At 37.6% G+C, this 13,764-nt stretch carries 13 protein-coding genes; 6 read left to right on the top strand and 7 right to left on the bottom strand.

Going from position 1 to position 13,764, the window contains the following annotated elements; genetic code table 11:
- Nucleotides 1-505: 505 nt before the first annotated feature.
- Nucleotides 506-1,129, bottom strand: coding sequence for a TetR/AcrR family transcriptional regulator (locus tag AC1Z3T_RS06475; protein ID WP_100886029.1), 624 nt, complete (start codon nucleotides 1,127-1,129; stop codon nucleotides 506-508).
- A gap of 81 nt (nucleotides 1,130-1,210) precedes the next feature.
- Between AC1Z3T_RS06475 and AC1Z3T_RS06470 the strand changes: the two genes are divergently transcribed.
- Nucleotides 1,211-2,869 carry an acyl-CoA dehydrogenase family protein gene (locus AC1Z3T_RS06470; protein WP_100886028.1) on the top strand — a complete coding sequence of 553 codons (1,659 nt, stop codon included), beginning with the start codon at nucleotides 1,211-1,213 and terminating at the stop codon, nucleotides 2,867-2,869.
- Nucleotides 2,870-3,081: 212 nt separating this feature from the next.
- Here the strand turns inward: AC1Z3T_RS06470 and AC1Z3T_RS06465 are convergent, their stop codons facing one another.
- Together AC1Z3T_RS06465 and AC1Z3T_RS06460 are read right to left on the bottom strand one after the other, a co-directional pair.
- The gene (locus AC1Z3T_RS06465) at nucleotides 3,082-3,276 is read right to left on the bottom strand and encodes a hypothetical protein (protein ID WP_004718119.1); all 195 of its coding nucleotides are present in this window, start codon (nucleotides 3,274-3,276) and stop codon (nucleotides 3,082-3,084) included.
- A 384-nt stretch (nucleotides 3,277-3,660) separates the two neighbouring features.
- Nucleotides 3,661-4,686, bottom strand: a complete 1,026-nt coding sequence (locus tag AC1Z3T_RS06460) for an OmpA family protein (protein WP_100886027.1) — start codon at nucleotides 4,684-4,686, stop codon at nucleotides 3,661-3,663.
- Between the two features lie 327 nt (nucleotides 4,687-5,013).
- Between AC1Z3T_RS06460 and AC1Z3T_RS06455 the strand changes: the two genes are divergently transcribed.
- Nucleotides 5,014-5,202, top strand: a complete 189-nt coding sequence (locus AC1Z3T_RS06455; protein WP_004826569.1) for a DUF7230 family protein — start codon at nucleotides 5,014-5,016, stop codon at nucleotides 5,200-5,202.
- An 18-nt stretch (nucleotides 5,203-5,220) separates the two neighbouring features.
- Here AC1Z3T_RS06455 and ptsP read toward each other — a convergent pair whose 3' ends face one another.
- Together ptsP and AC1Z3T_RS06445 are read right to left on the bottom strand one after the other, a co-directional pair.
- Entirely contained in the window at nucleotides 5,221-7,515 is a 2,295-nt protein-coding gene (ptsP, locus tag AC1Z3T_RS06450; protein ID WP_004826571.1) for a phosphoenolpyruvate--protein phosphotransferase, read from the bottom strand.
- Nucleotides 7,516-7,596: 81 nt separating this feature from the next.
- Nucleotides 7,597-8,097, bottom strand: a complete 501-nt coding sequence (locus AC1Z3T_RS06445) for an RNA pyrophosphohydrolase (protein ID WP_005035569.1) — start codon at nucleotides 8,095-8,097, stop codon at nucleotides 7,597-7,599.
- 184 nt (nucleotides 8,098-8,281) lie between these two features.
- Here AC1Z3T_RS06445 and AC1Z3T_RS06440 point away from each other — a divergent pair, with 184 nt between their 5' ends.
- Together AC1Z3T_RS06440 and AC1Z3T_RS06435 are read left to right on the top strand one after the other, a co-directional pair.
- On the top strand, nucleotides 8,282-8,932 hold the full coding sequence (locus AC1Z3T_RS06440) for an HAD family hydrolase (protein ID WP_100886026.1): 651 nt from the start codon (nucleotides 8,282-8,284) through the stop codon (nucleotides 8,930-8,932).
- Between the two features lie 353 nt (nucleotides 8,933-9,285).
- A complete protein-coding gene (locus AC1Z3T_RS06435) occupies nucleotides 9,286-9,528 on the top strand; it encodes a DUF2789 family protein (RefSeq protein WP_004826578.1) in 243 nt (80 codons plus the stop codon).
- A 64-nt stretch (nucleotides 9,529-9,592) separates the two neighbouring features.
- Here the strand turns inward: AC1Z3T_RS06435 and AC1Z3T_RS06430 are convergent, their stop codons facing one another.
- Nucleotides 9,593-10,450 carry a LysR family transcriptional regulator gene (locus AC1Z3T_RS06430; RefSeq protein WP_005035575.1) on the bottom strand — a complete coding sequence of 286 codons (858 nt, stop codon included), beginning with the start codon at nucleotides 10,448-10,450 and terminating at the stop codon, nucleotides 9,593-9,595.
- A 208-nt stretch (nucleotides 10,451-10,658) separates the two neighbouring features.
- On the opposite strand from AC1Z3T_RS06430, the gene AC1Z3T_RS06425 reads away from it, so the two are divergent.
- A complete protein-coding gene (locus tag AC1Z3T_RS06425; protein WP_171266139.1) occupies nucleotides 10,659-11,528 on the top strand; it encodes a glycine-rich domain-containing protein in 870 nt (289 codons plus the stop codon).
- Nucleotides 11,529-11,552: 24 nt separating this feature from the next.
- On the opposite strand, the gene AC1Z3T_RS06420 is transcribed toward AC1Z3T_RS06425, so the two are convergent.
- Nucleotides 11,553-11,795 carry a DUF2061 domain-containing protein gene (locus AC1Z3T_RS06420; RefSeq protein WP_004826583.1) on the bottom strand — a complete coding sequence of 81 codons (243 nt, stop codon included), beginning with the start codon at nucleotides 11,793-11,795 and terminating at the stop codon, nucleotides 11,553-11,555.
- A 531-nt stretch (nucleotides 11,796-12,326) separates the two neighbouring features.
- On the opposite strand from AC1Z3T_RS06420, the gene leuC reads away from it, so the two are divergent.
- Nucleotides 12,327-13,760: a 3-isopropylmalate dehydratase large subunit gene (gene leuC, locus AC1Z3T_RS06415; RefSeq protein WP_004826584.1), complete on the top strand. Its 1,434-nt coding sequence runs from the start codon at nucleotides 12,327-12,329 to the stop codon at nucleotides 13,758-13,760.
- Nucleotides 13,761-13,764 lie beyond the last annotated feature (4 nt).

The raw sequence follows: 13,764 nt of genomic DNA, 5'->3' as shown, positions 1-13,764 counted from the left end.
TTTTTGAATAGATGGAATAGATAAAGAATATTCGCTATTACATGACATTAACTGTATTTCAAAAACCAATATAGTGAACAATTGTTAAATCTATTTGTCCTTAAATTAAATGATTAATCTTTTAATTTAAGGCACAGGACAGTGCTGGATATCTGCTTTAAATACACAGCTTCTATACGAAGCGTTGTGTGCTTTTTAAAAGAGACAATTACACTTTAAGTCGAACTTTGTTATTTGTAAAATTGATAAAAATATTATATTTGATTTATTTTTACGATTAAATGGTTGTGCATACCCATTTACAAGCTAGGAAGAGTGACTCAATAAATTTTTGCAATATTGAAATCAAAATACAGCTTCAGATGGGATAGTGGTCTCTTCTTTAAATCTGAAAGTTAAGATAATCCTGTAGAATTTCCTATAAAATATAAGATATTTCGCCTAAGAAAACTGAATGGTAAAAATGAAGAGTCATGCGACTATCCTCTTCTTTTTAACTCAGCGATCACCCCTTATCTGAAATTACGCTGAGTTGCTGAAGGATTTCATTTTCTAAAACTTTCCAATCTTTAAACTCAGGTTCAATCAACAATGTCTGAGAGACAAAACCATAGCAAATCCGTTGTACGTTTAGACTGATCTGTTCGAGTTGTTCATTATCCACAATAAAAGGTTTCAGTATGTTTTGCCACATCTGTACCATCATGGCATAACTTTTTTGATAAGTTTCTATACTTGAAATCTGCCGTTCTAAGAGAAAAGACTGCGCCCATAAAAACTGTTGAGATTGGATTTGCTCAATTTGAAAATGAATAATTTGCGCTAAATAGTCAGTAAAACTCAAATCTGTGGATAAGTCATATCTGCTTTGTGCATAACTTTTAAGAGTTTCAGCATTGTTTTTAACATGTTGATAGATGGTTAACGCTATCAAATCTTCCTTTTTAGAAAAATACTCATAAAAGGTACCTAAACCAACACCAGCAATATCGGTAATTTCTCGAATGGTAATTTTATGAGCAGGATGTTCATGTAAAAGCCGAACAAAGCTTTCAATCAACGCTTCTTGCGTGATACGAGCCCTTGATTGGCGAGGTTTACGACGTACATTGATTGCAGGTAAAGCCATAAAAATAATCCGAACATCCTTGAAGGTATTTTCTTCTATACTGAATGTAATTGGTTAAAACAACAAGATAGGATTTTCAGGATGAACACGCTACAAAATTGGCAAACCCATGAAATCAGTAACCAGTTTGACGAGTTACAAGCTTACAATCTATTTGAAACAGATCAGGTGTTGCAGGAAATATTGCAACGTTATGGCAGTACAGATCAGCAAAACCTCAGTCAACTCGCGCAGATTGTGGGTTCCACAGAATATTATCAATATGCCGATTTAGCCAATCGCCATACCCCTGAATTACATGCTTTTGATGCTCGTGGTCGTCGTAAAGATTTCTTAGAATTTCATCCAGCATGGCACCAATGGATGAAGCTCAATCGTCAATTTAATACCCATGCTTATCCATTTAATCATCCACAATCGAGTACCAAATGGGTGGATTGGGCAGCACGTTTCTTTCTGAGTGGGCAAGTTGAGTGTGGCAATTTATGTCCAAATTCGATGACTTTAGGCAGTATTCCACTCATTCAAAATGAACCTGAATTATGGGCAAAAGTGGGTGAAAAACTATTATCTACTGAATATGATGAACGAGATTTGCCAATTGCTCAAAAAAAGTCAATTTGGTTAGGTATGGGGATGACGGAGAAACAAGGTGGTTCAGATGTTCGAGCCAATCAAACCATCGCAGTACCTGTTGCCGAATCAGGTCGTGGACAGGCTTATCTACTGACAGGACACAAATGGTTTTTCTCAGCTCCCATGTGTGATGCACATTTAGTTGTTGCGAAAACTGAACAAGATGGTTTGGCGTGTTTCTTTGTTCCTCGTTGGTTGGAAGATGGCACGAAAAACAATATCCATGTGCAACGTTTAAAAGATAAAGTGGGTAATCGTAGTAACTCAAGTTCAGAAGTCGAATTTAAAAATGCTTGGGGCATCATGATCGGAGAAGCGGGACGGGGCATTCCCACGATTATTGAAATGGCAAATTATACGCGCTTGACTTGTTCTGTAGGCTCAAGTGCGATGTTAAGACAAGCCTTGGTGCAGTGCATTGCCTATACGCGTCAACGAAAAGCTTTTGGTAAACATTTGGCAGAACACCCTTTGATGCAAGCGGTGTTAGCCGATTTAGCCTTGGAAACGGAAGCAGCCATGCAATTGAGCTTTCATTTAGCGCATTGCTATGAAAATACAGATGAGTTATCACTGGCGTGGAAACGGATCATGACCCCAGCCGCAAAGTTCTGGATATGTAAACGTACTGTTGAATTGACTGGCGAAATGATGGAGGTTTTTGGTGGTAATGGTTATGTTGATACAGGAATTATGGCGCGTATTTTTAAAGAAGCGCCAGTGAATACGATTTGGGAAGGCTCTGGTAATGTGATGTGCTTGGATGTATTACGTGCCATTCAACGTGACCGCGATTCAATTGAAGTCTTATTTAAATCATTGGCACAAGTCGCATCTCAAGATTCAATTCTACAAAATGAATTACAAGCTTTATTTAAATTATTTAATGGCTTACAAGCAGATGAATTGCAATTTATGGCACGTAGCTTAGTTAGCCGATTAGTTATTTTGGCACAGGCTATTTTGCTGAAACAATATGCACCCGATTTTGTTGCGGATGCTTTTATTGCAACACGTTATAGTGCGTTTTATGGAAGGGTGGTTGGAATGCTGGATGCCAAATCGGTAGATGTAGAAAGATTATTAGGTAGAGCTTTTGCCTAATTTCTTTAGCCGTGTAAAAAGGGCATTATTTACATAATGCCCTTCTTTTTAAGCGACTTTTATCAAAGTTCAAACTTAAAATAGGTTATCGGAATTACTTCTGTTTTTTAAGCTTTTTCTTGAGCTTTTTTAATTTACCTTCGTGTTTGGAGATTTTTTCCAAACGTGCTTTGATTTTCTGCTTTAAAGATTTAACTTGCTTAGACATCATGTTACTCCTTAGTTTGAGTATCCGTTGGCTGATGTTTTTTGATAAAACTACGGATAAATTTTCTTAACTCACGTGCTGCGCTGGTGTCCATCGTTTCACAGAGTTGTAAAAACTGATCACGCTCAGCACTGTTAATGCGAATTAAGAGTTGCCCATCTTTTTTATTCACCTTTGTCTTTTTGGGTAATTCAGCCATGACGTATATCCCCAAAGGTGATAATCAAAAATGTATATACAATATATATGCATTTTTTAGATTCAGCAAATTTATATTATTGAAAATATTTAATATTCTGTGTTTTATTGATTTTTTTTGTAATTCATCTTCCTTTTGTGTTGATAAGTGATTGTTACTAAAACTTTTATTTTTGAATCAAAAAAGATTTGTAAAATAGCAAATCAATCGCAGGTTATAAGTGGATGATTTATCGTTTTAGAACATCATTTGACCATTTACTTGGTTATTTTAGGTAGCGTTTTGCTCAGTGTGTTGCATATGCAAGAAATAGATCTTAAACAAAACCCATTGATTTAAAATGGGTTTTGTTAATTTAAGAAATTCAATATTTCATCAGAAAAATTAATGAGACTTAATCAGTTCAACCCGGCGATTTAAAGCTTTACCATTTTCTGTTGAGTTTTCTGCAACCGGTTGAGTATCACCAAAACCTTTTGCAGTTAATCGATTTTGTTGAATCCCAGTATTATCGGTGAGTGCTTTAACAACAGCATTTGCACGCTGTTCTGAAAGGGCTTGATTGTGTTTTGCATCACCTGAACCATCGGTATGACCATTAATAGTTAATTTGAGTTCAGGATTATTTTTTAACAATTGAATGACTTGTTCTATTTGAGTCTGAGATTCAGGCAAAATATTGGCTTGATCTGTGGCGAAGTTGACCTCGATATTGACCTTATTTTCTTTGTCTAAAGTAGTCTTTAATTGATCTGAATTTAATACTTTTGATGTAATTTCAACAGGTTTTGTTTCAGCAACCAATAAGCCTGCATTTCCATTTCCTGTTTGAGTAAGTTGAAACCAGATATTCTTATTCGCTTGACGAACTACAAAGGTCTGAGTTGGGTTATTAAAAACATCTCCTAAACCAGCAACATAATCTACTTGGAACTTTTGTGGAAGCTTGTCTAACGCTTGTTGAGGAATTTTACTCATTGTAATTTGCTTGCCCCCCAACTGTTGAATTACATTTTCCAAATTACGTTGTAACTCTAAGAAGCTACCTTCTTTGTAATCCTCATTTTGTTGAATAGCTGCGCTATATAATTGCCCTTCAATGTTTTGAATATGTTGACCTGTCCAAAACGGTATTTTCTCAAAATTTACTTTGATTGCGTCATGAAACTGATAGCCATTCGGCAAGGAAATATAGGGGAATTGACCGAGCGTAATATTTGAAATTGGAATCTGTGAAAGATCAAAAGTGTTTTGAATAGATTCGGTTTTTACTGTTTCTGAGGCAACAGAACTTGCACTTGATTCGGTTGTAATGACTTCAGCTTTCTCAGGTTTACTACATCCCATTAAGCCGAAGGTTGGAAGCACCAACAAGAGTAGAACACTTGATAATTTTTTTTGATTGAACACATTATTCTCCAATTTTAACTTATGACCCTATGTTGTATTGAGCATGTTTATATTCAAATTTATGTGCATACTATAGAGAACGGTGTTTAAAATTTATACGTGATTTTTAATTTGATTTGTAAAACTTTAATTGAATTCAAAAGATATCGGCTGGTGAATATAATCAATTTAAGATCAATCTAAAAGATTGTCTCAATATAATATATACAAGGATTAGGCATTAAATAGTGACAAAGCTGATTAATTTAAATACTTGTATTCTGCACAAAAAAGCGTAATATCACAGTCCCACTCATGAGGTGGTAAATCATAAAATAGGTAAATAAAATGGCAAAGAAAAAAGTCATGCCTGAGGTTGTGATTCACAACTTTGTGGCAAAACACATGCACGAAGTCAACAAGAGTCAAGTGTTTGTAGATCGTAAAAAGAATGCAAAACGCGGTTATGATAAACACAAAAAAGGTCGATATTCTGATGATTATCGACCTTTTTTGTGGACTACGATTTTTGCTTAATCTTAAGAAAAATAAGAATTAAATATTCACTAAACGATTTGATTTTACCATGTCAGCTAGACCATGATGTTTAAAGTAATACTCCATCCAGCTTTTCACCATCAATGGGTTATTCATTGCCACAACTTCTTCAAGTAGCTTTTCTGCATCACTCATTGAAACGTGACAAATCGCCTTACGCACACGTAAGATATTGCTTGAACTCATCGATAAAGTATTGAAACCCATTGCCATCAGCAGAATTGCAGACAATGGATCTCCCGCCATTTCTCCACAGATACTGATTGGTTTATCGTATTTATGACACTCTTGAACCAAACGTGTTAAAGCACGCAAGATGGACGGGTGAAAGTGTGAGTAAACACTTGAAACACGTGGATTATTACGATCGACAGCCAGCAGATATTGGATTAAATCGTTTGAACCCACCGAGAAGAAATCAACCAATTCTGCAAATTCACCAATTTGTAAAAGTACACTTGGTACTTCAACCATGATACCAATTTTAGGTTTGGTAATTTTAACCTGTTCTTCTTCTTGAACTGCAATCCAGTCTCGCTCTAGTAAATAGAGGGCTTCCTCGACTTCACTGACACTGGTTACCATCGGCAGTAAAATATGAAGATTATTCAAGCCAATGCTGGCTTTAAGCATGGCACGAATTTGCGAAGAAAAAATTTCAGGGTGGTCAAGGGTAAAACGAATGCCTCGCCAACCTAAAGCTGAGTTTTCTTCTTCAATTTGGAAGTAAGGTAAGTCTTTGTCAGCGCCAATATCCAAGGTACGCATTACCACAGGTTTATTGGCAAAATGGCTCAACTGTTGACGATAAATAGCACGTTGTTCTTCTTCGCCAGGAAAGCGCTCGCGTAACATAAACGGAATTTCAGAACGATAGAGTCCTACACCTTTGGCGCCACGTTGAACACCACGAACTACATCAATCATCAAGCCTGTATTGACATAAAGCTTTACAGCAACGCCATCAGGCGTGATGGCATCTTTGGTTTCGTATTGCTTTAAATCTTTGGCAATTTGTTCTTCTTCTTTTTGAATTTCTTTATATCGTGTACGTAGACGGCGTGGTGGGTTAACAAAAACACGTCCTTGATATGCATCCACGATCATTTCAACATCATCAAGGGTATTGACGGGCAATTCAGTGACACCCACTACAGTTGGAATACCGAGTGCACGGGCGACAATCACCATATGTGAGTTAGCTGCACCTTCAGAGGTGACGATTGCTGCAATCTTATCGACAGGAAGCTCAACTAATGCAGCAGTGCTAATCTCATCTCCGATCAGAATACTTTCAGAGGTGATTTCCTTATGACTGGTATCACCTTCTTGTAAGGCTGCTAAAATTCGCCGTCCTAAATCTTTGAGATCAGAAACACGTTCTCGTAAATAATCATCTTCCATTTGAGCAAAGAGAGCAACGTGACGGTCAATCACATGCTTTACAGCACCTTGCGCCCAACTGCCATCTCGAATAATTTCTTTGATTTCAGTAGGCAAAGCATTTTCATCTAGCATGCGTAAAAACACACTAAACAACGCTCGTTCTTCAGCCATAAGTGAGTCTTGCATTTTGTCATCAAGTGATTGAATTTCTTCACGTACAGAAGCAATCGCATGATCTAAAAGCTTGAGTTCTTCACTAATATCATCGGCATCACGATCTGGAACAGCCGCAAGGTCCGCGGGAGGATAAAGAATAATGGCACGACCTAGAGCAATTCCTCCTGCACCCGATGAACCTTGGAACGTTTTATAATTAGAGGAGTTACTTGGCTTGCGGAATACGTCAATATTTCCAACAGCATGAGCATGTGCAATAACGCCTGATAGCTGCGCACACAAAGTCACTAAAAAAGATTCCGCTGCTTCACTAAAGTCTTGAGGTTCAGTATTTTGAACCACCATTACGCCCATTACTTTGCGGCGATACATGACAGGTACGCCAAGGAACGAATTATAAATTTCTTCTCCCGTTTCAGGGAAATAGGCGAACCGTTCATGCTTAAATGCATTGTCTAAATTGACAATTTCTTCACGTTGACCGACTAAGCCAACGAGACCTTCACCTAATTGTAGGGAAACATTGCCAACAGACTCCTGATTTAAACCTTTGGTTGCCATGAGTACATAGCGTTGATTACGTTCATCTAACAGATAAATCGAGCATACATCTACATGCATTGCTTCAGAAACTTGATTGACCATGATTTCTAAAGATTCATGCAAACTGACCGATGCATTGATCTCTTGTACAATGCGTCTTAAGGTGTCCAGTTGCATGTTCGACATAGGTGTATGCTCCTAATCTAAGCTATGTTTTAAAGCGTTTTCATCAGTATTATTTATAACAGCACTACTTTGAAAAATCATTCATATTTTTGAAGAAATTTCAGGGGTGTAGTGTGGCATTTGCATACATAACTCCATCATCGCTTTACGATAAACATCTCGTTTAAAATTAACCACTTGACCAAGTGGATACCAATAACTGACCCATTGCCATTGATCAAACTCGGGCGGATCAGAGAGATTCAACTGAATATGTTTCGTTGAAGCTGTGAGTTTGAGTAAAAACCATTTTTGCTTTTGTCCAATACAAATCGGATCGGAGTCCGAACGAATGTATCGAAGTGGCAAACGATAATGCAACCAGTCATCTGTCTGGGCAATTATTTGGACGTGCTCGGGTAAGAGCCCAACTTCTTCACGTAGTTCTCTAAAAAGAGCTTGCTCAGGAGTTTCTCCAAATTGGATACCTCCTTGAGGAAATTGCCATGCATTGTGCCCAATGCGCTTTGCCCATAAAACTTGTCCAATATCATTTGCCAAAATGATCCCGACGTTGGGTCGGAAACCTTCTGAGTCGATCATTTGGCTACCTAAAATTTGTTAATTTCATCTGACTTTATATATGGGGACTGACACTCTTTTGTCCAACTCGATAAAGTCAAAGTAATAATGTTGTAAAATTGCTATGATCTTAACGAATTTCTATCGACTAGCGGTGATAGATTTACAATTTTTTTCTTAAATTTCAGTTTAAACGAGTATTTTCATGAAATTGGCGCTGTTTGACTTAGATCACACCTTATTAAATACAGATTCGGACCATTCTTGGGGAGAGTTTTTGGTCAATGAAGGCTTGGTCGATCCAGTTCGCCATCGTGCGATGAATGATCAGTTTTATGAAGATTATAAAGCAGGGCAACTTGACCCGATTGCTTATAATGAGTTTGTTTTTGAGTTTTTGACTCAACATGATAATGACTATTTAACTGAATTACATCAGTTGTTTATGAAAAAAGTCATTCGCGCACAAATGCGCCCGAAAGGCTTTGCTGCGATTCAAAAACACAAAGATTTAGGGCATGCTTTAGTAGGGATTACAGCAACTTCTGATTTTATCACTGCGCCTATTTTTCGTGAATTTGGAATTACTGAAATTATCGCAACCAATGCAGAAGTTAAAAATGGACAATACACGGGCAAAGTCACCAATACCCCATGTTATCAAAAGGGCAAATTAGCACGTTTGGATCAATGGCTTGAGGGACGTGATGTGACTGAATCCTGGGCATATTCAGATTCGATCAATGATCGCTTTTTATTGGAGTATGCAGATCATGCGATTGTGGTAAACCCAGATGATCGTTTAGAAGTGTTAGCCAAAGCACAAGGTTGGGATATTCAGGATTGGTCGATCTAATCCAGCTTGTTCGTTATCAGCAGCACTTCGGTGCTGTTTTTTTATAAAAATCTAGTAAAAATACAGCAGCAGAGTCTGTCATTTAAAACCCAGCAACAGTAAAAAAATACAGCATGATTTATGATAAAGAGGTAACTTTTGAGCTAGATTTATGATTGATTTGCAGCGTTATTCAAGCAATGTATTCGGTCCAATCCTGTTCAAATCACTGAATAGAAAATGCTGAATGGGTTGCTAAATTTGATCTGTTCATCAATTGTAAATATTTTTATAAATGAATATTTTGTGCTTCATTTTCAGTGTAAAAATGCTATGTTGAGCTGAGAACTTTTAAAACTGATGGAGATTATATAATGAGCCAGACACGTCCAAGAATGACCAATTTATTTGAACAACTTGGTTTAGACTCTAGCGAAGAAGCAATTCAAAATTTTATTGAAAATCATCAGTTAGATGCCGACACATTTTTGACTAAAGCTGAGTTTTGGACCGATGCACAACGTCAGTTTTTAGATGAAAAATTGAGTTCTGATGGGGAATGGGCAACCATTGTTGACCAATTAAATGAGTCTTTGCATGAAGATTCAGTCAAATAAGGCTGGGGATATTCTCAATCTAAATAAAGCGCTCATTATTCAAATAATCAGCGCTTTATTTTTTTTATTTCATCATTTCAATTAATTCCTGAACAGCTCTGGATTGAGTACGTGCAGGATGCCAAACCATTCCCAATTGACGGTTCATCTCGAAATGAAGATCCAACTGTTGTAAATCTTGATTGAGCAAGGTTTTGGGTAATACAGACCAACCTAAACCGATTGAAACCAGCATGCGAATAGATTCTAAAGGGTTGTTACTCATGGTGGTTTTAGGTTTTAAGCCTTTCTTTTCAAACTCTGCTAAGGTGATCTGACTGGTATACGTCTGTGCAGCTGGCAATAAACTTGGATACTCAATTAAATCTTCAAGTTTAAGATTTCTTTTTTGCGCCAAAGGATGAAAAGGAGCCACAACAAAAACCAAAGGATCATTCCAGATGGTGATGTAACTTAAACGTTCATCTCCCTGAGGGGGCAGGGTTAAAAAGGCAAGTTCCAAGTCGCCTGCCAGCACTTGTTCATGCGCTTGTTCAGAGTCGACAAAATGTACATCCAGTTTAACTTCTGGAAAGAGTTGTACATATTTTTTTAAGTGCTGTGGTAAATGATGTAAACCAATGTGGTGACTGGTTCCAATTTTGAGTTTTCCTCTTACTTCACCTTGCTCATGGCTGAGGGTATGGTGAATATCCCCTAATTCATTGAGCCAGTTTTTTACTTTGGGCAATAGTGAATGTGCTGCATGTGTTGCTTGAACACCACGTCCTGCGGATTCAAATAGTTTGACACCAAAATATTCTTCTAGACTGTGTATCCGTTTGGTCACAGCAGGCTGGGTAATAAATAGATGTTCTGCTGCCATCGAAATAGAACCAGTTTCCATAACTTTGACAAAAGCTTCAAAAGCAGCGAGATTCATGATCTTTCCATCCATAAAGAATTTTTATGCGTATTTCATTATTGAGAAGTTTTAAGAATTAATCAAAGTAATTTTCACTTTTTTTCGATTTTGGCTATTGTGATCTGTGCTTGGTTACAATGATAAAACTTTCATACAGGTTTAAACTGTACACAGCTAAGTTGACTGATTTATAGTGTGACAATAAAAATAATCGAGGAAATATTATTTGACTCAACCTACTCGAAGCACTATTGATGACTTTCAACAACGCACTCGTGACACATTGCCAATATCTTGGGGAAGATTTCTTGTGATTATGCTGATTCTCGGGGGAATCAGTTTAGTATTGTTATATTTCTTCCAAATTTATTTTCTTACCATTCTTGTCGGCATTATCGGTATATTTTGGTTGAGAGCACGCATACACAGACTACGAAAAATCCGCGCATGGAATGATTTTAAAATTCCTGCTGAAGTTTGGCGGGTATTTAAACAGCGACATCCCAATATTGCGACATCATCATATCCTTATATTGAAGAGGGTTTTAAAGATTATTTAGCGATTCATCTTTTGCGTAAAGATGCGTATGCTATGCCTTCTCATTCTGTAGATGCCTTATGGCATGTATTAATTGAAGAGTTTGATACATTTTATCGAACGATGTGCCTAAACTTCTTAGGTTATGAATTAATTCATCAACCCCATGATCCACTACCGACAGAAGCACAAAGAGCCTCTCAAAAAAAACAATTGCTCAATACATGGCAAAGTACATGCCATTTACATGGTTTAAATCCAGAAAATACTCAAGTTTTACCGAGATTGTTTCAAGTCGATGGTCATATTCGTTGGGAAAAAGGACTGATTTTTAGTTTGCCGTTCATGCTTGGAATGTATAGTCAAATGATGAGCTCCACATCAGACGCTTCTTCTACAGCCACGACATCCTCTTGTTCATCTTCAACCTCGTCATGTTCTTCAAGTTCCTGTTCTGGTTCGAGTTCTTCACATGATTCTGGACACTCTCATAGTCATAGTTCAGACTCTTCATCTTCTTGTAGTAGTTGTAGTAGCTGTGGAGGTGGTGGTGATTAACACCTCCCGCTACAGTCAATTTATCTAAGCTTTCACTTCTGTTCTTTGAGCAATTTTTTGATCTCTTTTATTCCAGACTTTTTCATGGAAAAAGAATGCAAAGGCTTGAACTGTAGGTTCGAGTAGACTCAATGTCACAGCCATCCAAAAGTTACCTGTCACCACATAAGCAACCAACATTGCGACAGTAATGTGCATGATGTAGTAGCTTAATGTTTTCTTGAAAACGCGTTGATTGTTTTGTAAAAAGTTTTGAATATTCGCCATCAGGTTCACCACTTATTGATTCATTATTTAAATAATAATCATTATCAATTGCAATGTAAAAAGGTTTTTTTGACTCATGCTGATTGGATTTCTAAATAAACAATAAAGAATAATTGAAAAGAGGTTGTTAACCGCCTAGATTAAGGCGAAATAAATCGATGCTCACTTTTATCATTCTACTTAAAAGTTCTGGGAAAAGTGAAAGTTAGGTCATGGTGTAATCGGTGATCTAGCAAACTGATTTCATTGGAGAGCTAGGGGTGATGAGGATTAAACTTTTAACTTCATTTAAGCTTATCTACAATGAATCTTTGAATTTTGATCATGCCTATTATTTGAAAATATGATTTTTTGAGCTGAAAATAGAGCATGATTTCAAGTCATTTATCTGGCAAAGAATGATATGGAAATAGTTTTAATGGATTCCAAAAAGTTTTTAAACTGATAAAAATGATAAATTAGATTTATGTAAAAACGTGGTTATAATCGACATTAATGAAAGAATTACCCAGTCCAGTGGAGCACATCGACATGGCAGGCGAAAACCAAAAAGCAAAAACCTTATATGATAAATTATGGGATGACCATCTAGTAAAACAACGAGATGATGGCTCTGCATTACTTTATATCGATCGTCATCTATTGCATGAAGTAACCTCTCCTCAGGCATTTGAAGGTTTGCAGCTTGCTGGGCGTAAACCATGGCGTTTGAGTGCCAATGTCGCGACTCCTGACCATAACGTACCCACTTCAACCAAAGAACGTTCTGAAGGAATTGCTGGAATTGAAGATGATACTTCACGTATCCAAGTTCAAACTTTAGATGATAACTGTAAAACATTTAATGTGGTGCAATTTGACATTAATGATATTCGTCAAGGGATTGCACATGTGGTTGGTCCAGAGCAAGGTTTGACTTTACCAGGAATGACGGTGGTATGTGGTGATTCACATACAGCCACACATGGTGCATTTGGTTGTTTGGCACATGGAATCGGAACTTCAGAAGTAGAACATGTATTGGCAACACAATGCTTAGTTCAAAAGAAAATGAAGAATATGCTGGTTCGTGTCGATGGTACATTGGGTCAAGGTGTGACGCCTAAAGATGTGGTGTTAGCCATTATTGGTAAAATTGGGACTGCTGGCGGTACAGGTCATGCGATTGAATTTGGTGGTCAAGTCTTCCGTGATATGTCGATTGAAGGTCGTATGACGGTGTGCAATATGGCTATCGAAGGCGGTGCGCGTGTCGGTATGGTAGCTGTTGATGAAAAAACGATTGAGTATGTAAAAGGTCGTCCTTATGCACCACAAGGTGAGCAATGGGATGCTGCTGTAGCTTATTGGAATACTTTGCATTCTGATGATGACGCGCACTTTGATACAGTTGTGGTTTTAAATGGTGAAGAAATTGAACCACAAGTGTCTTGGGGAACGTCTCCAGAAATGGTCATTCCAGTCTCTCAAGCGGTTCCAACTTTAGAACAAGCCAAAGATGACGTGCAACGTAATGACTGGACTCGTGCTTATCAATATATGGGTTTAAATGCTGGTCAGGCGTTGGCAGATATTCAATTGGACCGTGTTTTCATTGGTTCTTGTACCAACTCTCGTATAGAGGATATTCGTGCAGCTGCTGCTGTAGCCAAAGGTAAAAAAGTGGCTTCAAGTATTAAGCAAGCGATGGTTGTACCGGGTTCTGGTTTAGTGAAACAACAAGCAGAAGCTGAAGGTTTAGATAAAATCTTGATCGAAGCTGGATTTGAATGGCGTGAGCCGGGTTGCTCGATGTGTTTAGCGATGAATGCGGATAAGTTACAGCCTGGCGAACACTGTGCATCAACTTCAAACCGTAACTTTGAAGGTCGTCAAGGGAATGGTGGTCGTACTCATCTGGTGAGTCCAGCAATGGCAGCAGCTGCGGCGATTGCAGGTCACTTTGTCGATGTTCGTTCATTCTAAGCTG

This window comes from Acinetobacter sp. B-6, assembly GCF_056930735.1.
Note: the sequence above shows the minus strand (reverse complement) of the source record. Positions and strands in the feature narration are given on the sequence as shown.